The sequence below is a fragment of the Ideonella aquatica genome (assembly GCF_018069755.1).
GTDB classification, from domain to species: Bacteria; Pseudomonadota; Gammaproteobacteria; order Burkholderiales; family Burkholderiaceae_C; genus Ideonella; species Ideonella aquatica.
In genome coordinates this window covers 55,147-73,568 of record NZ_JAGQDE010000003.1, presented here as the reverse complement: position 1 = coordinate 73,568, position 18,422 = coordinate 55,147, and the positions used below count along the sequence as shown (strand labels likewise).

At 71.0% G+C, this 18,422-nt stretch carries 15 protein-coding genes; 4 read left to right on the top strand and 11 right to left on the bottom strand.

Going from position 1 to position 18,422, the window contains the following annotated elements:
* Positions 1-102: 102 nt before the first annotated feature.
* Entirely contained in the window at positions 103-711 is a 609-nt protein-coding gene (locus tag KAK06_RS04620; RefSeq protein WP_210800750.1) for a response regulator transcription factor, read from the bottom strand.
* Positions 712-864: 153 nt separating this feature from the next.
* Between KAK06_RS04620 and KAK06_RS04615 the strand changes: the two genes are divergently transcribed.
* The 3 genes from KAK06_RS04615 to KAK06_RS04605 all read left to right on the top strand — a co-directional run bounded on the left by KAK06_RS04615 (position 865) and on the right by KAK06_RS04605 (position 4,821).
* Positions 865-1,662, top strand: a complete 798-nt coding sequence (locus KAK06_RS04615; RefSeq protein ID WP_210800749.1) for a hypothetical protein — start codon at positions 865-867, stop codon at positions 1,660-1,662.
* 71 nt (positions 1,663-1,733) lie between these two features.
* Positions 1,734-4,082, top strand: coding sequence for an ATP-binding response regulator (locus tag KAK06_RS04610; protein ID WP_210800748.1), 2,349 nt, complete (start codon positions 1,734-1,736; stop codon positions 4,080-4,082).
* Between the two features lie 79 nt (positions 4,083-4,161).
* Entirely contained in the window at positions 4,162-4,821 is a 660-nt protein-coding gene (locus KAK06_RS04605; protein ID WP_210800747.1) for an FMN-binding negative transcriptional regulator, read from the top strand.
* 101 nt (positions 4,822-4,922) lie between these two features.
* Here KAK06_RS04605 and KAK06_RS04600 read toward each other — a convergent pair whose 3' ends face one another.
* Positions 4,923-5,075 (bottom strand): hypothetical protein, encoded by a 153-nt coding sequence (locus KAK06_RS04600; RefSeq protein ID WP_210800746.1) that lies wholly within the window; start codon positions 5,073-5,075, stop codon positions 4,923-4,925.
* 97 nt (positions 5,076-5,172) lie between these two features.
* On the opposite strand from KAK06_RS04600, the gene KAK06_RS04595 reads away from it, so the two are divergent.
* The gene (locus KAK06_RS04595; protein ID WP_210800745.1) at positions 5,173-7,353 is read left to right on the top strand and encodes a TonB-dependent receptor; all 2,181 of its coding nucleotides are present in this window, start codon (positions 5,173-5,175) and stop codon (positions 7,351-7,353) included.
* 22 nt (positions 7,354-7,375) lie between these two features.
* On the opposite strand, the gene KAK06_RS04590 is transcribed toward KAK06_RS04595, so the two are convergent.
* From KAK06_RS04590 to murD, 9 genes are all read right to left on the bottom strand, one after another.
* A complete protein-coding gene (locus KAK06_RS04590; protein ID WP_210800744.1) occupies positions 7,376-8,374 on the bottom strand; it encodes a sulfotransferase family protein in 999 nt (332 codons plus the stop codon).
* A 201-nt stretch (positions 8,375-8,575) separates the two neighbouring features.
* Positions 8,576-9,793: a cell division protein FtsZ gene (gene ftsZ / locus KAK06_RS04585; RefSeq protein ID WP_210800743.1), complete on the bottom strand. Its 1,218-nt coding sequence runs from the start codon at positions 9,791-9,793 to the stop codon at positions 8,576-8,578.
* Positions 9,794-9,893: 100 nt separating this feature from the next.
* On the bottom strand, positions 9,894-11,123 hold the full coding sequence (gene ftsA / locus KAK06_RS04580; protein ID WP_210800742.1) for a cell division protein FtsA: 1,230 nt from the start codon (positions 11,121-11,123) through the stop codon (positions 9,894-9,896).
* 8 nt (positions 11,124-11,131) lie between these two features.
* Positions 11,132-11,908 carry a cell division protein FtsQ/DivIB gene (locus KAK06_RS04575; RefSeq protein ID WP_210800741.1) on the bottom strand — a complete coding sequence of 259 codons (777 nt, stop codon included), beginning with the start codon at positions 11,906-11,908 and terminating at the stop codon, positions 11,132-11,134.
* Between the two features lie 6 nt (positions 11,909-11,914).
* Entirely contained in the window at positions 11,915-12,892 is a 978-nt protein-coding gene (locus tag KAK06_RS04570; RefSeq protein ID WP_210800740.1) for a D-alanine--D-alanine ligase, read from the bottom strand.
* The gene (gene murC, locus KAK06_RS04565; RefSeq protein WP_210800739.1) at positions 12,889-14,301 is read right to left on the bottom strand and encodes a UDP-N-acetylmuramate--L-alanine ligase; all 1,413 of its coding nucleotides are present in this window, start codon (positions 14,299-14,301) and stop codon (positions 12,889-12,891) included. Before murC ends, KAK06_RS04570 begins: the two co-directional genes overlap by 4 nt.
* Positions 14,298-15,371, bottom strand: coding sequence for an undecaprenyldiphospho-muramoylpentapeptide beta-N-acetylglucosaminyltransferase (gene murG / locus KAK06_RS04560; RefSeq protein WP_210800738.1), 1,074 nt, complete (start codon positions 15,369-15,371; stop codon positions 14,298-14,300). Before murG ends, murC begins: the two co-directional genes overlap by 4 nt.
* Positions 15,368-16,645, bottom strand: a complete 1,278-nt coding sequence (gene ftsW, locus KAK06_RS04555; protein WP_210800737.1) for a putative lipid II flippase FtsW — start codon at positions 16,643-16,645, stop codon at positions 15,368-15,370. Before ftsW ends, murG begins: the two co-directional genes overlap by 4 nt.
* A complete protein-coding gene (gene murD, locus KAK06_RS04550; protein ID WP_210800736.1) occupies positions 16,642-18,390 on the bottom strand; it encodes a UDP-N-acetylmuramoyl-L-alanine--D-glutamate ligase in 1,749 nt (582 codons plus the stop codon). Before murD ends, ftsW begins: the two co-directional genes overlap by 4 nt.
* Positions 18,391-18,422 lie beyond the last annotated feature (32 nt).

Sequence of the window (18,422 nt, the reverse complement as noted above, 5' to 3'; positions counted from 1 at the left end):
CAGCGCCAGTTAGCTTGTCCGCGGCCAATGGCTGCTTACGCTGCACTGCAGTCCGCCAGGCCCACCAATCACGCCTCCTCAACGCGCCAGCAGCCCCGCCCCTCACCCCTCCCCCTCAAAATCAATCAACCCCAGCGACGTCGCCTGCGCAATCGCCTCCGCCCGCCGGTTGGTGCCCAGGCGGATGAAGACCACGCTGAGGTGTTCCTTCACGGTGCGTTCGCTGATACCCAGGCGCTCGGCGATCTCGCGGTTGGAGCGGCCGCGGCCCACTTCGCGCAGCACCTGGCGCTGGCGTTCGGTCAGCGGGGTGGCGGCGGCGGTGGGTTGGTCGGGGTACCAGGGCTCGCCGCGCAGCACGCGGCGCAGTGCGGCCACCAGCGCCTCGGGCGGCAGTGATTTGGGGATGAAGCCGTCCAGGCCCAGCTGGCGGGCCTGCTGGGCCAGGCCGGGCTCTTCGGCGCCGGTCAGCAGCACGCAGCGCTCGGCCCAGGCGCGGGCCTCCTGGGCCAGGCGCAGGCCCAGGCCGTCGGGCAGGCGCTGGTCGATCAGGGCCAGCGCATAGCGCACGCCGGGCCGCCACAGCGCGCGCGCCTGCGCGGCGCTGCCCACGGCCACGCACTCGGCGGCCAGGCCGGCGGCTTGCACGGTGGAGGCCAGCGCGCTGCGAAACAGCGGGTGGTCTTCAACGATCAGGACGGGCAGGGTCATCGCGGTGGGTGGGTGCGGTGTCGATCATCCACGAACTGGGGGGCGCCGACCCGTCCAACTGGACGGGTGGGCGGCGCGCCGTGGGCCAGACACTGGCCTGGCGCCGGTTCACACGGCCACCACCTGTCCCCCACCCTGAAGAGGATCCACATCATGATGCACAAGACCCTGGTTCTGCTCGCTCTGGCTTTGGGCTCCAGCCTGGCGGCGGCCCAGAACAACACGCCCCGGCCCGACATCGTCACCGATTTCAGCGGCCCGGCCCAGTTGCAGCGCGGCAAGGGCGCGTTCTGGAGGCTGAGCCTGCGCAACGATGGCGTGGCGGCCGCTGGCCAGACGCGCGGCTACGTCAACCTGCCCAGCAGCGTGTCGCCCGACCTGCAGCGCGGTACCAACGGCACCTGGGTGCTGAACCTGCCGCCGGGCTGCAGCTGGAACAGCAACACCCGCGTGCTGGCCTGCGTCTGGCCCGGTATTGCGGTGGGCGAGACCAAGACCGTGCACCTGCCGCTGCGCGTGTCCAGCACCAGCCAAACGCTGACGCTGACCGGCCGCGCCCAGGTGCTGCAAGGCGTGGCCGAGTCCAGCACGCAGAACAACCACGACCCGGCCGTGACCCAAGTGGACACTTATGCGCCCACCATCAGCTTCCCGGCCGCCGCCAGCCTGTACCTGTGCATGGGCCGCGATGACCTGCTGGAATGCGGTCTGACCTATGGCCAACCCGTGCAGCCTGAGCCGCTGCCGCTGGATGCCAATGGCCAGATGGTGTTCCCCGATGGCACGCTGGTGGCGCTGCCCCAAGGCCCGGGCGCGCTGCGCGTGGAGCTGTACTCGGGCGGCGCGCTGGTGTCCACCTGGGCCCTCAGCGCCTATGACAGCCGCTGCTACCAGGGGCCGGCCAGCTACCCCGGGCTGGGCGCCACCTACGAGGCGCGAATCTGCTATTGATCGCCGATCGTTGATCGCATGGCCGCAGCACGCGGCCTATCATCCGGCGCACGCTCTGGCCCGCCCCCCGCATGACCGACGACGCCCCGCTGTCCGCGCTGATCGACCAGGCCTGGCGGGCCCATGCGCAAGACCGCCTGGGGCCCAACCCGGGCGCTCAGGCCTTGCGGGCCCAGGCGGCCGATGACGCGCTGGCCCAGGGCCTGGCGGCCACCTTCGAGGGCCGGCGCCAGCTCTGGTCCGGGGACACCGCAGCGTACGAGGCGGCGCTGGCCGAGGCCCGCCAGCACCTGGCCACGCTGCCCCCGGCCCACGCCGGCCGGCAGACGCTGGCCATGGCCTGTGACGACCTGGCCTCGCAATGGCTGCACCGGCACAACCGCGCCGACGAGGTGGTGGCGCTGCTCACCCCCTGGCTGGCTCACCTGGAGGCGCCCACACACCCGCTGCAGAGCTATACGCTGCGGCTGCGTCTGGCGACGGCGCACGAGCAGCTCAAGCAGCCCGAGATGGCGCTGCGCCTGCACTTCGAATCGATCCAGACCGCCCGTGCGGCCAACGCCCCGGTGCTGCTGGCCATCGCCCTGGGCAGCCTGGGCGGCTACCAGGGCAGCCTGCTCGACCACCAGGGGGCGATCGAGCACTGCCAGGAGGCCTGGTCACTGTGCGCCGACACCGGCCAGTGGCCGGCCATCCATGTGGCGGGCATCAACCTGATGATGGCGCTCAGCGGCACCAACCAACACGAGCAAGCCGCGGCGCTGGCCGACCGGCTGTCGGCCTGGGAGCCGCATTTCAACGCCTACCAGCGTTGGATCCGCAGCGCCTTCTATGGCTCGATCTACCAGCGCGCTGGCCGGCTGGCCGAGGCGCAGCATTGGCTGGATGTGTCGCTGCCGCTGAGCGCTGACCCGGCGCACCCGCCGGTCGAATGGGTCTGGGCGCAGGCGGCGGTCTGGACCGACCAGGGCCGGGCGCGCGAGGCCTGGGGCTTGCTGGAGCAACTGCGCCAGCACGACCCAGAGGGTTTCGAAGGGGCCACCTTCCCGGCCGATGCCTGCCGCCTGCACGACGAGGCCGCCCGTGCCTGCGAGGCGCTGGGCGATCTGGCCGGCGCGCTGCATCACCAGCGCCGCGCCGCCCGTCTGGGCGATCAGGCCCACCGGCGCGCGGCCCAGGCCCAGCGGCTGGCGCTGTCGATCCAGCTGGAGCTGGCCCGACTGGCCGACCAGCGCGACCGTGCGCTGCAGGAGGGGCACCGCCTGACCGAGCTGAACACCGCACTGGCGCAGGCCGATGCCGCCAAAACCCGCTTCCTGGCCGCCGCCAGCCACGACCTGCGCCAACCGCTGCATGCGCTGTCGCTGCAATCGGCCATGTTCGAGCGGCTGCTGACCGAGCCCGCGCAGCACGCCCTGCTGGGCGAGATGAACAGCTGCGTGCAGGCCCTGCGCAGCATGCTCGACAGCCTGCTGGACCTGTCGCGCGCCGAGACCGGCGAGGTCCACGCCCGCCCTGCCCCGCTGGACCTGCGCGCCCTGCTGCTGCGCCTGGCCAGCGAGCACCAGCCCCAGGCCGAGGCGCGCGGCCTGCTGTTGAGTCTGCGCGTCAGCAGCGCCTTGCCGCCCGCTGCACTGAGCGACGCGCTGCTGCTGGAAACCCTGCTGCGCAACCTGCTGGGCAACGCGCTGAAGTACACCACCGAGGGCACCGTGCTGCTGTGCGCCCGCGCCGGCCGCGACGGCACCGGCCAGCCCGTCTGGCGGCTGCAGGTGCGCGACAGCGGCATCGGCATCGCGCCCGGGCACCAGCAGGCCATCTTCGAGCCCTTTGTGCAACTGGACAACCCGTCGCGCCAGCGCCACCGCGGCCAGGGCCTGGGCCTGGCCATCGTGCAGCGGCTGGCACGCGCACTGGATCATCCGCTGAGCCTGCGCTCGGCGCCGGGCCGGGGCAGCTGCTTCGAGCTGCGGGTGCCCGGTCATGCCGAGTCCCTCGCACTGCCTGGCGCCGCTGGCGGACCGCTGCCCGCCTTGCCCGGCCCACTGCACCTGGCCGTGATCGACGATGACGCCGCCAACCGCCACGCGCTGGGCGGCTGGCTGCGCACGCTGGGCTGTGTCGTCACCGATGGTGACGACGCCGCAGACATCGAGCGCCAGCTGGCTGGCCAGCCGCCGCTGGACGCGCTGATCGTTGATCTGCAGCTCGGCCCTGCCGCTGGCGGCGATGGCAGCCAGCAGATCGACCACCTGCGCCAACACGCCGGCCGGCCGCTGCCGGCGCTGGTGGTCAGTGGCGACACGCGGGCGGCCACCCAGGCCCGGCTGCAGGCCCTGGGGCTGGCGTGGCTGAGCAAGCCAGTGGAGGCGCTGGCCCTGCACCGCTGGCTGCAGCGCGTGGCGCAGCACACTGGCTGATCGGCGTCGCGCCCGGTGTCGTGCCAAGATGCCTGGGTTCGCGCCGGGCTGGCGGCGCGCCCCCACGCGAGGCCCTCCGATGTACACCCCCGCCCACTTCGCCCTCACCGATCCCGCGGCCCTGCACCGCATCATCCGCGCGCACCCGCTGGGCATGCTGGTGACGCCGGGCGAGCTGGGCATGGATGCCGACCACATCCCCTTCGAGTTCGATCCGGCCGCGGGGCCGCTGGGCACGCTCAGCGCCCATGTGGCGCGCGCCAATCCGCTGTGGCAACGCTGCCCCACCGGCACGCCGGTGATGGTGGTGTTCCGCGGCGCCGAGGCCTTCATCTCGCCCAGCTGGTACCCCAGCAAGCACGAGAGCCACCGCCAGGTGCCCACCTGGAACTACGAGGTGGTGCATGCCCACGGCACGCTGAGCGTGCACGACGACGAGCGCTTCGTGCGCGGCCTGGTGGCGCGACTGACGCGCCAGCACGAGGCGGCCGAGACCAAGCCCTGGAAGATGTCGGACTCGGCGCCCGAGTTCATTGACGAGATGCTGCGCAAGATCGTCGGCATCCAGGTGAGCATCAGCTCGCTGGTGGGCAAGTCCAAGCTCAGCCAGAACAAGGCGCTGCGCGACCGGCAGTCGGCCGCCGAGGTGCTGGACCAGCGTGGTCAGACGGCGCTGGCGCAGGCGATGCGCGACAGCATCGGTCCACCGCCTCAGCCCGGGCCGGACGGCGGCAGGTAGCGCCAGAAGCGCGGCCAGACCAGGCCAGTCAGCGCCAGCCGCGATCACCACCGCGCGGCCACGGCACTGGACGCGGTGGGTCCGGCCGCTGAACACGCCGATCACCAGCGCACCCACCCAGGGTGGGTCAGCTCATGCAGCTGCCAGGGCACGGCCACATCGCTGACCATGGTGCCCAGGCCCGAGATGAACTGGCTGGCGAACAGTCGGCGAAAGGCCAGGTTGTGGCGCATGGGGCTGATGTCCAGCAGCATGGGCTCAGCCTACGCCGTGCATGAGCCGGGCTCGGATAGCATCGCCTGCTCAACACATCACGCTCGGCCCACCGCAGGCCGTGCCAGGGAGGCTTGCATGACACCGAACCACCACCGCCGACGATCCTGCTCACCCGCGCTGCTGCTGCTGGCCAGCTGCGCCGTGGCGCAGGAACCGGCCACCCAGGTCGAGGTGCGCGGTGACAGCAGCGCCCAGCGCCGCGCCGACACCGCCGGCCGCCAGGTGGTGGCCCGCGACGAGCTGCTGCGCCATGGCGACACCCGCCTGGCCGATGCGCTGGGTCGCGTGCCCGGCATCACGGTCGATGGCCGCGGCCCGCAGACCGAGCTCAAGCTCGGCGGCCTGGGCGGCGGCTACACCCAGTTGCTGATCAATGGCGAGCCGGTGCCACGCGGTTTCTCGCTGGACAGCATCGCGCTGGACAGCCTGGAGCGGGTGGAGATCCAGCGCGGCGCATCGGTGCAGAGCACGCAGGCGATTGCCGGCACGATCAACCTGGTCACGCGCCGCGCCAGTGCGCTGGCCACGCGCGATATCAAGCTCGCGCTGGCCAGCCAGTGGGGCCTGCCGCAGGCCAGCGCCACCCTGAACCTGGGCGACCGCTGGGGCGCCGCCACCTGGGGCCTGGGCACGGTGCTGGCCAGCGAGCGCCAGCGCTGGCCGGCCACCTGGCTGAGCGAGCGCCGCGAGGGCGAGGCCGCCACCCTGGTGCAACGCACGCTGACCGACAAGGTCGAATACGACCGCACCGAGTCGCTGGCGCTGAACCCCCGCCTGTCCTGGCAGCAGGAGCAGGCCGATGGCAGCCGCTGGCAACTCTCCACCGACCACAGCCTGCGCTATGCCCGCTCGGACGGTGGCGTGATCGATCACCGCACGCCGCTGCTCGGCGCGCCGCCGGAGCAGCAGGACAGCCAGCTGCAACTGCACTACCAGCGGGTGTTCTGGCGCGGCCGAGCCCAGCTGCAGCACAAGGCGGCCGATGGCTCACGCACCGAGGCGCGGCTGAGCGGCACCTTCTCGCGGCGCGACCAGCAGGCCCGCGGCCTGGGCACCGACTTCACGCCGCGCCTGGTGCAGGACACGCACGTCGATGGACGCGCCGACGACCAGAGCGTGGTGCTCAACCTCAACCACCAGCGCCCGCTGGGCGAGGCGCACCGGCTGGATGTGGGGGCCGAGCTGGAGCAGGCGGTGCGCCGCGAGGACCGGGTGCAGACCGAGCTGGCACTGCCCGGTGGCAAGCCGCCCGACAACCTCGACGAGCGCTACGACGCACGCGTGCAGCGCCGCGCCCTGTATGTGCAGGACGACTGGACGCTGGCCGAGAAAACCGAGGCCCAGCTGGGCCTGCGCCTGGAACAGCTGTCCACCGACAGCGAGGGCAACGTCTTCACCGCGGTGCGACAGTCCCACCGCCTGGTCGGACCGGTGCTGCGCATCGCCACCACGCCCGCCGGCGGCTGGGGCACCTTCAAGCTAGGCCTGTCGCGCGGCTTCAAGCTGCCGGCGCCGCGCGACGTGATGCCGCGCCGCTACGTGCCGATCGAGGTCTCGCCCACCGCGCCGGCACAGACCGGCAATCCGGACCTGCGGCCCGAACGCGCCTGGAGCCTGGACGCCAGCTGGCAGCGCGCGCTGCCAGCGCTGGGCGGCGAGATGGTGTGGTCGGCCGCGCTGCGCCGCATTGACGATGTCATCCTCGATCGCCTGATCGTGCAGGCGCAAGACCTGAGCTACCCCTACCTGCTGCAGCGCTTCAATGCCGGCAGCGCCTGGAGCGCCAGCCTGGAGCTGGAGCTGCGCGGCGAGGCCCGCGGCGCACTGATCGACGGCCGGCCACTGCGCTGGCAGGCCAGCCTGGCAGCCCTGCGCTCTCGCCTGGACGATGTGGCCGGTGCCCGCCCTGCACTGGCCGGCCAGCCCGACTGGCAGGCCAAGCTGGACCTGACGCAACCGCTGTCAGCGGCCTGGACGGCGCAGCTGGGTCTGCAGGCCCGCGGCCGCGCGCTGGCCGATCAGCCCGACAAGCGCCGCCTGGCCTTCAATGCCCAGCACAGCTTCAGCGCCGACCTGTCCTGGCAGCCGCAGCCGCGCCACACCTGGCGGCTGTCGGCCCAGCAGTGGTGGGGCAACGACATGGTCGACAACAAGCGCGTGCAGGTGGTGGAAGCTGGCCTGCCGGTCCGCTACGACGCCCGCGAGGCCTGGCACCGCCAGGTGCTGTGGCGGCTGGGTTACGAGCAGCCGTTCTGACGGCGATCCGGCTGAGGCCGCGCTACGGCGACGAACCGCCCTGCGGCTCGTCGCCCTGCTCACGCAGCCGCCGACGCTCGGCCTGGCGGGCACCGCGGCGCGCCTCGCGCCGGGCAGCGCGACGCTCGGCCTGCGCTTCGGTCGGCGCGTCGGCCTGGGTGCCTGCGGCGTCAGCGGCCGGCGGTGCATCGGCCCGTGCAAGGGGTCGTGCGGCGGGCCGCGAGTCGGGCCTGGGGCCCTTCGGCGCTGGCGTCGCCTTGGCCGCTGGCTTGGCCACGGCACCCGCCGGGCGGCTGGGCCGCTGCGGCACCACCGGCATGTCCCCGGCCTCGTGCTCGTAGATCTGGTCGAAGCTGCGCATGAACTCGGCTTCGTCCTCGGTCAGGCTGGCGATCAGCGCGCGCGCCTCGGCGTAGCCCGCTTGTTGCTTCAGCGAATCGCGGTAGCCCGGCGGGCTGACATTGGCCGACATGTCGGCCAGTTCCAGCGGCAGGCCGGTGCGACGGGCGGCCGCCTCGACAAAGGCGGGCAGATGCTCATGCTTGCCGATCAGCACCGGAAAGGGCGCCAGCATGCTGGGATGCCAGGGTCTTTGAGCGGTGCGCAGGAATCGAAGCTGCCCCTGGGGGACCACGCGGCGAAACTGCGGCAGGTCCAGGGCCTCCAGCAAGGTCCGTTGGCTCAGCTCGTGGTGCAGCGCATGGTGCTCCTCGCGCCGGATGTAGGCGTACAGGGACTCGACCCGAGCCACCGGCTCGCGCAGTACCGCCATCAGCAAGGGCCTGCGCTCCAGCAGCGCCAGCGGCAGCTTCCAGGCCGGAAAGTGGCCGCCCACCATGCGCACCCCGGCCCAGGCCTCGGGGCTGTTCAGCTTGGAGAGATCATCGGTGTGGCGCGGATGATCGGGCTCGGGCGGCCGGCGACTGTCGGGGTTGCGGAACCACAGCAGTTGGTCGCCCAGCGCACGATGGAACACCGCGCGCAAGGTGGTGCCTGCGCTCTTGGGAACGTGGAGGAACACGCTCGGGACCTGATCGTCCGGGGGGGTCTGCGACATCATGCGCCAGGGAAACTGTCACCAGCACATCGCCGGCCCCCGGCTTATATCACGCACGACAGCGCATGAAAAAAGGGGCTGCCCCGAGCGGGCGCCCCCCTGGAATGCAGGCGACGGCAGCACGCCGGGCCGGCCAGGCCCGGGCGCACAGGTGCTGGCGCGGCCTCAGTCGGCCTGCTTGCGCAGGAAGGCCGGGATCTCGATCTCGTCCATGCCGTTGCTGCTCAGCGCCTCGACCTTGGCGGCGGCCTGGGTGCGGCCGGTGCGCCAGACGCTGGGCGTGGCCATGCCGGCGTAGTCGGTAGCGCCCATCACCGGGGCGGCAGTGGCGCCGATCGGGCTGCTCAGCACCGGCAGGTTGTCGGTGCCGGTGCGCAGCACGGTCTGCGGCTGGGTCTGGACCACGGTCAGCGGGGCGGCGGCGCGGCGGGCCGAGGACAGGCCGGTGGCGATGACGGTCACGCGCAGCTGGTCGCCCAGGCTGTCGTCGTAGGCAGTGCCGTAGATCACGTGCGCATCTTCCGCGGCGTAGCGGCGGATGGTGTTCATCGCGTTCTTGCTCTCGCTCAGCTTGAAGGTGCTGCGGGCTGCCGCGATCAGCACCAGCACGCCACGCGCGCCGGACAGGTCGATGCCTTCGAGCAGCGGGCAGGCCACGGCGGCCTCAGCGGCCTTGGTGGCGCGGTCCGGACCGCCGGCCATGGCCGTGCCCATCATCGCCTTGCCCGGCTCGCTCATCACGGTCTTGACGTCCTCGAAGTCGACGTTCACCAGGCCCGGGATGTGGATGATGTCCGAGATGCCGCCCACGGCGTTCTTCAGCACGTCGTTGGCGTGCGCGAAGGCCTCCTCCTGGGTGACGTCGTCGCCCATGACCTCGAGCAGCTTCTCGTTGAGCACCACGATCAGGCTGTCGACGTTGGCTTCCAGCTCGGTCACGCCGGCATCGGCCTGCTTGGAGCGGCGACCGCCTTCGAATTCAAACGGCTTGGTGACCACGCCCACGGTCAGGATGCCCATGTCCTTGGCGATGCGGGCGATCACCGGCGCCGCGCCGGTGCCGGTGCCGCCACCCATGCCGGCGGTGATGAACAGCATGTGCGCGCCGGCAATGGCTTCGCGGATGCGGCCCTCGGCCTCCTGGGCGGCGCTGCTGCCCACCTCGGGCTTGGAGCCGGCGCCCAGACCGGTGCTGCCCAGCTGCACCAGCTGACCGGCGCCGCTGCGGTTGAGCGCTTGCGCGTCGGTGTTGGCGACGATGAACTCCACCCCCTGGACGCCCTGGGCGATCATGTGGTCGACCGCGTTGCCGCCGCCGCCGCCCACGCCGATCACCTTGATCTGCGTGCCCTGGTCGAAGTCTTCGATCATCTCGATGGCCATGTGGAACCTCCGTCGTGCTGTGTGCAGTTGCCTGAATTGAAAACGCTTGCTACCTGTGCGGATCGTTGCAACGTCCGTCGTTGTGTGCCGGCCCCGCCGGTCAGAAATTTCCCAAGAACCAGTCCTTCGCCCGGCCGAACAAGGTCTTCACCGAGCCGGCCTGTTGTTGTGCCTTGTGGCCGCGTGCATGGGCCAGCCGGGCTTCTTCCAGCAGACCCATCACGGTGGCCGAGCGCGGGTTGGCCACCATGTCAAAGAGCGGCCCCGAATAGGTGGGCAGGCCCTTGCGCACGGGCTTGAGGAAGATGTCCTCGCCCAGCTCGACCATGCCCGGCATCACCGCCGTGCCGCCGGTGATCACGATGCCCGAGGACAGCAGTTCCTCGTAGCCCGAATCGCGGATCACCTGGTGCACCAGCGAGTAGATCTCTTCCACCCGCGGCTCGATCACACCGGCCAGCGCCTGGCGGCTGAGCATGCGCGGCACGCGGTCGCCCAGACCGGGCACCTCGACCTGCTCGTTGGGGTCGGCCAGCATCTGCTTGGCCACGCCGTACTCGACCTTGATCTCCTCGGCGTCCTTGGTGGGCGTGCGCAGCGCCATCGCGATGTCGCTGGTGATCAGGTCGCCGGCGATGGGGATGACCGCGGTGTGGCGGATCGAGCCGCCGGTGAAGATGCTCACATCGGTGGTGCCGGCGCCGATGTCCACCACCGCCACGCCCAGGTCCTTCTCGTCGTCGGTCAGCACCGCGGCGGCGGCAGCGGTGGGCGACAGGCACAGCTGCTCGACCTCCAGGCCGCAGCGGCGCACGCACTTGACGATGTTCTCGGCGGCGCTCTGCGCGCCGGTGGCGATGTGGACCTTGACCTCGAGCCGGCTGCCGCTCATGCCGATCGGCTCCTTGACCTCGTGGCCGTCGATCACGAACTCCTGCGACTCGACCAGCAACAGGCGCTGGTCGTTGGGGATGTTGATCGCCTTGGCGGTCTCGATGACGCGCGCCACATCGGTGGGCGTGACCTCGCGGTTGTCGCGCACGATCACCATGCCGGTGCTGTTCTGGCCGCGGATGTGGCTGCCGGTGATGCCGGTGTAGACGCGCTCGATCTTGCAGGCGGCCATCATCTCGGCCTCTTTCAGCGCCTGCTGGATGCTTTGCACGGTGGCGTCGATGTTGACCACCACGCCGCGCTTCAGGCCGTGCGAGCTGGCCACCCCCAGACCGGCGACGCGCAATTCGCCACCCACGACCTCGGCCACCACCGCCATCACCTTGGCGGTGCCGATGTCCAGGCCGACGACGAGATCCTTGTATTCCTTGGCCATGGCCTTCCTCAGTGGGCTCCGGTGGGTGTGGCGGCAGCCCCGGGACCGCCCTTGAAGCGCACCGCGTAACCGTCGGCGTGCCGCAGGTCGGCGTAATCGATGGGCCGGCGGCTGGCGCCACCGACCTGGGTGATGGTGCGCACGAAGCGCGCGCTGCGTTCGAGCACCTCGTCCTCGCTGCCGCGGCCAAGCTCGACGGCCACGCCGTCGTCCAGCTCGACGCGCCAGGAGCCACGGCCCGACAGCGCCAGGCTCACCGGCTCGCGGCCCAGCGGCTCGAACACCGGGCGCAGGCGACGGTACAGCGCCAGGATCTGCGGTGCCTCGGCCAGCGGGCCGGCGAAGTCGGGCAACTGGGCCTCGTCGACGTCGCCCAGATTGGCCTCGAAGACCTCGCCATGGCTGTTGACCAGGCGGTCATCGCCCTCCTCGCCCTTCCACACCGCCACCGGGTGGTGCTCTTCGAGCTGCACCACCAGCCGGTTGGGCCAGACCTTGCGCACCACCGCGTGGCGCACCCAGGGCACAGCCTCGAAGGCCTCGCGCGCGGCCTGCAGGTTCAGGGTGAAGAAGTTGCCGGCCAGGCGCGGCATGACGTGGGCGCGCACGGTGGCCGCGTTGTTGCGCGCGGTTTCACCTTCCAGGCGGATCTGGCGCAGGGCAAAAGCCGGCTGCCGCGCCACCCACGAGGCGGCGCCCAAGGCCAGCACGCCCAGCGCGAGCACACCCACGAGCGCCGCGGTGGCGTTCATCAGGCGGATGTCGACGGGCAGGGCGTTGGCCATGGTCGGTCAGGCTCCCTGGCTGGCCAGGCTGTCCAGCGTGGCGCCGGCCAGCAGGCCCAGGCACAGCTGCTCATAACTGATGCCGGCCTGCGCCGCCGACTTGGGCACCAGCGAGTGGCTGGTCATGCCCGGCGAGGTGTTCATCTCCAGCAGGAAGGGCCGACGGTCGCTGGCGCGGATCATCAGGTCGGCACGGCCCCAGCCGCGGCAGCCCAGCAGGCGGTAGGCCTGCACCACCAGGCGCTGGATCTCACGCTCCTCGGCCTCGGGCAGCCCGCTCGGGCAGAGGTAGGTGGTGTCGTTGGAGACGTACTTGTGTTCGAAGTCGTAGTTGCCATCGGGGGCGACGATGCGCACCACCGGCAGAGCGACGGCGGCGTCACCTTCTCCCAGCACCGGGCAGGTGACTTCGTCGCCATCGATGAATTCTTCGCAAAGCACGTCGGAGTCGTATTGTGCCGCGAGAGTGACCGCTTCCATCACATTTGAGTAGCCTTCGACCTTGCTTACACCAAAGGACGAACCCTCGCGCGCCGGCTTGACGATCATCGGCAGGCCCAGCACGTCGGGCACGGCGCGCGTGTCTTCCCGCGTGTGGTGGCCTTTTCCGAGGAGACGCCAGGCGGGCGTGGGCAGGCCCTCGGCCATCCAGACCCGCTTGGTCATGACCTTGTCCATCGCGATCGCCGAGGCCATCACGCCCGAGCCGGTGTAGGGAATGCCCAACAGCTCGAGCGCGCCCTGCACCGTGCCGTCCTCGCCGCCGCGGCCATGCAGCGCGATGAAGCAGCGCTGGAAGCCCTCGCGCTGGAGCTCACCCAGCGCGCGCTCGGCCGGATCAAAGGGGTGCGCGTCCACGCCCTGCGAGCGCAGCGCGGCCAGCACGCCGGGGCCGGACATCGTGGCCGAGACCTCGCGCTCGGCCGAGTGGCCGCCCATCAGCACCGCCACCTTGCCCAGTGTCTTGACGTCAATCGCCTTCATGCCGCGCTGCTCCCTGCGAGTTCCACCACCTTGGCCGGCACGCCGCCGATCGAGCCGGCGCCCATCAGGATCACCACGTCGCCGTCACGCGTGAAGTCCAGCAGTTGCTGCGGCAGCTCGGCCACGTCGTCGACGAAGACCGGATCCACCTTGCCCGCCACCCGCAGCGCACGCGCCAGCGAGCGGCCATCAGCCGCCACGATCGGCGCCTCGCCGGCGGCGTAGACCTCGGTCAGCAGCACCGCATCGGCCTGACCCATCACCTTGACGAAGTCTTCGAAGCAGTCGCGGGTGCGGGTGTAGCGGTGCGGCTGGAAGGCCAGCACCAGGCGCTGGCCCGGGAAGGCGCCGCGCGCCGCCGACAGCACCGCGCCCATCTCCACCGGGTGGTGGCCGTAGTCGTCGATCAGCGTGACCGCGCCGCCCTGGGTGGGCCGCACCTCGCCCCAGCGCTGGAAGCGCCGGCCGACGCCGCTGAACTTCGCCAGCGCGGCCACGATGGGGGCGTCGGGCAGCTCCAGTTCGGTGGCGATGGCGATCGCCGCCAGCGCATTGCGCACGTTGTGCTCGCCGGGCAGGTTCAGCGTGATCTGCAGGTCGGGCATCACCACGCCGTTGCGGCGCTGGCAGGTGAAGCGCATCTGGCCGCCGGGCAGGGCCTGCACGTCGATCGCGCGCACCTGCACGTCCTCGCCCAGGCCGTAGGTGACCACCGGGCGCGAGATCATCGGGATGATGCTCTTCACGCCGGGGTCGTCGCCGCAGACGATGGCGGCGCCGTAGAAGGGCATGCGGTGCAGGAAGTCGACGAAGGCCTGCTTCAGCCGCGCGAAGTCGTGGCCGTAGGTGTCCATGTGGTCGGCGTCAATGTTGGTGACGACCGACAGGATGGGCATCAGGTTCAGGAACGAGGCGTCTGACTCATCGGCCTCGACGACGATGAAGTCGCCCGAGCCCAGCGCCGAGTTGGCGCCCGCCGAGTTGAGCTTGCCACCGATCACGAAGGTCGGGTCCAGCCCGGCTTCTTCCAGCACGCTGGTGACCAGCGAGGTGGTGGTGGTCTTGCCGTGGGTGCCGGCGATCGCGATGCCCTTCTTCAGGCGCATCAGCTCGGCCAGCATCACCGCGCGCGGCACCACCGGCACGCGCTTCGCGCGGGCGGCGATCACCTCGGGGTTGTCGCCCTTCACTGCGGTGGAGGTGACCAGGGCCTCGGCGCCGGCGATGTGGGCGGCGTCGTGGCCGGTGTGGATGCGGATGCCCAGTTCGGCCAGGCGGCGCGTGACCGCGCTGTCGGACTGGTCCGAGCCCGACACCGTGTAGCCCAGGTTGTGCAGGATCTCGGCGATGCCGCTCATGCCGGCACCGCCGACGCCCACGAAGTGGATGTGCTTGACGGCGTGCTTCATGCCACCAGTCCCTCGATCTCGTCAGCCACCTTCGCGGCGGCATGGGGGCGGGCCAGGCCGCGCGCGGCCTCGGCCATCGCCAGCAGTCTCTCGCGTGTCAGGCCCTGCAGCAGGTCGGCCAGCGATTGCGGGGTCATCTCGGTCTGCGGCAGATGGATCGCCGCACCACGCTCGGCCATCCAGGCCGCGTTGTCGCGCTGGTGCGAGGTGGTCGAGACGATCAGCGGCACCAGCACGCTGGCCACGCCACCGGCGCACAGCTCGCTCACCGTGATCGCACCGGCGCGGCACAGCACCACGTCGCAGTCGGCCAGGCGGCGGTCCATGTCGTCGATGAAGGGCAGGATCTCGGCCTCGACGCCCAGCGTGGCGTAGCGCCCGCGCACGTCATCGAGGTGGGCCATGCCGGTCTGGTGCGTGACCTGCGGGCGGGCATCGGCCGGCAGGTGGGCCAGCGCGGCCGGCAAGGTCTCGTTGAGCACCTTGGCACCCAGGCTGCCGCCCACCAGCAGCAGGCGCAGCGGGCCCTCGCGCCCGGCGAAGCGCGCGGCGGGCTGCGGCATCTGCTCGATCTCCTGGCGCACCGGGTTGCCGGTGACCTTGCCGTGGCGCACGCGCGCGGCGTCGGGGCCGTCGAAGCCGAAGGCCACCGCGTCGGCCACCGGCAGCAGCGCCTTGTTGCTCATCAGCAGCGCGGCGTCGGCATTGACCAGCACCAGCGGCTTGCCCAGCAGCGAGGCCATCAGCCCGCCCGGGAAGCAGACATAGCCACCCATGCCCAGCACCGCGTCGGCGCGGCGCTGGCGCAGGATGCGCAGCGCGTCCCAGAAGGCCTTGAGCAGGCGCACACCGCCGGTCAGCGTGTGCAGCCAGCCCTTGCCGCGCAGCCCGGTGAAGGCCAGCCGGTCGATGCTGATGCCGCTGGGCGGCACCAGCCGGTTCTCCATGCCACCCTCGGTGCCCAGCCAGCTGACGGTCCAGCCGCGCGAGAGCATCTCGCGCGCCACCGCCAGGCCGGGAATCACGTGGCCGCCGGTGCCGGCTGCCATGACGACGAGGTGCTTCGTCATGCGCGGCCTCCGCGCATGAGTTGTCGATTCTCTTGATCCACCCTGAGCACGATCGCCAGCGCCACCAGGTTCATCAGGATGCCCGAGCCGCCGTAGCTCAACAGCGGCAGCGTCAGGCCCTTGGTGGGCAGCACGCCCAGGTTGACGCCCATGTTGATGAAGCTCTGGCCGCCGAACCACACGCCGATGCCCTGCACCATCAGGCCGGCGAAGACGCGGTCCAGCGCGATCGCCTGGCGGCCGATGACGAAGATGCGGCGCGTCAGCCAGAAAAAGCCCACCACCACCGACAGCACGGCGACAAAGCCGAGCTCCTCGCCGATCACGGCCAGCAGAAAGTCGGTGTGCGCCTCGGGCAGGTAATGCAGCTTTTCGATCGACGAGCCCAGGCCCTGGCCGAACAGCTCACCGCGGCCGAAGGCGATCAGCGAGTGCGTCAGCTGGTAGGCCTTGCCCTGCGCATAGTCGGGGTTCCAGGGGTCGAGGTAGGCGAAGATGCGCTGGCGGCGGAACTCGCTGAAGACGATCATCAGCACGAAGGCGCCGACCAGCACCGCCACGCTGAGCAGGAACATCCGGCCGTTGACGCCGCCCAGGAACAGGATGGCCAGCGCCACCGCGGCGATCACCATGAAGGCGCCCATGTCGGGCTCGGCCAGCAGCAGCACGCCGATCACGCCCAGCGACACCGCCATCGGCCACACCGCCTTGAAGAAGTTCTCCTTGACGTCCATCTTGCGGACCATGTAGCTGGCCGCATACATCGCGATCGACAGCTTGGCCAGCTCGCTGGGCTGGAAGTTCATCACCCCCAGCGGCAGCCAGCGCCGCGCGCCGTTGACGCCCTTGCCCACGTGCGGGATCAGCACCACGATCAGCATCGCCAGCGACAGCGCGAACAGCCACGGCGCCCACTTCTCCCACACCGCAATCGGGATCTGCAGCGTGATCAGCGCGGCGACCAGGGACACGGCGATGAACATCGCCTGGCGACCCAGGAAATAGGTGGGTGTGTACTTGGCGAACTTGGGGTTGTCGGGCAGCGCCACCGAGGCCGAATAGACCATCACCAGGCCCAGCGCCAGCAGCGCCACGGTCACCCAGATCAGCGCCAGGTCGATGCCGGCAATCGCGGCCGGGCGGCCCTCGTTGCCGCCCACCCAGTCGCGGATCGGCGGCAGCGGCTCGCTGCCCTCGCCGCGGCGGCCGATGAGGCCCGCCAGGCGAGCGCGCCAGCCGGCCACATCGGGCTTGAGCGTGGCGGCGAAGTTCATGACAGCAGCTCCCCGCGCTCATGCGCCAGCTGCTGCACCGCGTCGGCAAAGACCTGGGCGCGGTGGGCGTAGTTGCGGAACATGTCCAGGCTGGCGCAGGCCGGGCTGAGCAGCACGGCGTCGCCTTCCTTGGCCTGCGCGAAGCACCAGGGCACGGCGGCCTCCAGCGAGTCGTGGCGCTGCATCGGCACGCCGGTGCCGGCCAGTGCCGCTGCGATGGCCTCGGCGTCGCGGCCGATCAGGGCCACGGCGCGCACGTGGCGCTGCACCGGTGCCGCCAGCGGCGCGAAGTCCTGGCCCTTGCCGTCGCCACCCAGAATCACCACCAGTTGGCTGCTCAGGCGGTCCTCGCCCAGGCCCTTGATCGCCGCCACGGTGGCGCCAACGTTGGTGCCCTTGCTGTCGTCCACCGCTTCGATGCCACCAAGGATGCCGATCGGCTCGACGCGGTGCGGCTCGCCGCGGTACTCGCGCAGGCCATGCAGCATCGGCGCCAGCGGGCAGCCGATCGCCGTGGTCAGCGCCAACGCGGCCAGTGCATTGCTGGCGTTGTGGCGGCCGCGGATGCGCAGCGCATCGGCGGGCATCAAGCGCTGGATGATCAGCTCTTCCTCTTCGCCCTTGCGCTTCTTGATCGTCTCATCGGCCGGCATCGCGCGCACCAGCCAGGCCATGCCGCCTTCGGTGACCAGGCCGAAGTCTCCAGGGTGCTGCGGCGCATCCAGACCGAAGCGCAGCACCGCGCGACCCACGGCCTTGGCGGGCTTGCCGCGGCCGCCCTTGACCATCACGGGCGCCGGCACCATGGCTTCCACCAGGGGCTCGTCGCGGTTGATGACCATCAGGCCCTGCTCGCCGAAGATGCGGGCCTTGGCCGCGGCGTAGGCGGCCATGTCGCCGTGCCAGTCCAGGTGGTCCTGGCTGATGTTGAGCACGGTGGCGGCGCTGGGCTCGAAGCCGCGCACGCCATCGAGCTGGAAGCTGCTGAGCTCCAGCACCCAGACCTGGGGCAGGTGGGCGAAGACCGGATCCTTGGGAGGGGGAGGTGCCAGCACGAGCGGCGCCTCCTCCTCCCCAGGTTCAGACCCGTCCGCGTTATCGTCCGCGGGCTCCCCGTTCACCCCTGGCGCGTCGATCGCCACCCCGTCCGTGTTTCCGGCGGGTTCGGCGTACTGCCCAACGACGTCCTCGGGTGTCTCTTCCTCAGTGATCTCGGTGGCCGGCGCCGGCTCCTTGGCCAGCGCGGCGGCCAGCGTGTCCAGCATCGTCGGGCCGATGTTGCCAGCCAGGCCGACGCGCAGACCGGCGCGCTCGACCAGCATCGCGGTCAGCGAGGTGGTCGTGGTCTTGCCATTGGTGCCGGTGATCGCCAGCAGCTTGGGCGCGTAGCCGCGCTCGGCCTTCAGGTCGGCCAGCGCGTGGGCGAACAGGTCGAGCTCACCCATCACCGCCAGACCCTGGGCGCGGGCGGCGTCCAGCAGCGGCGCGATGCGCGCATCGCTGGGCGCCAGGCCGGGGCTCTTCAGCACCAGCTTGGCATCGCCCAGTTGTTCAGCTGACAACGCACCGCTGAACAGCGTGGCCGCGGGGACGTCGGTCGCCAGCGCGGCGGCCTGCGGCGGCGCCTCGCGCGAGTCCCAGACCCGCACCTGGGCCGCGCCCTGGCGGGCGCACCAGCGCGCCATCGCCAGGCCGGAGTCACCCAGGCCCAGGATCAGCACGGAAAGACCTTGAAGGTACTTCATGGTCAGATGGCCGAAGTCGCGGCCAGCGCCGG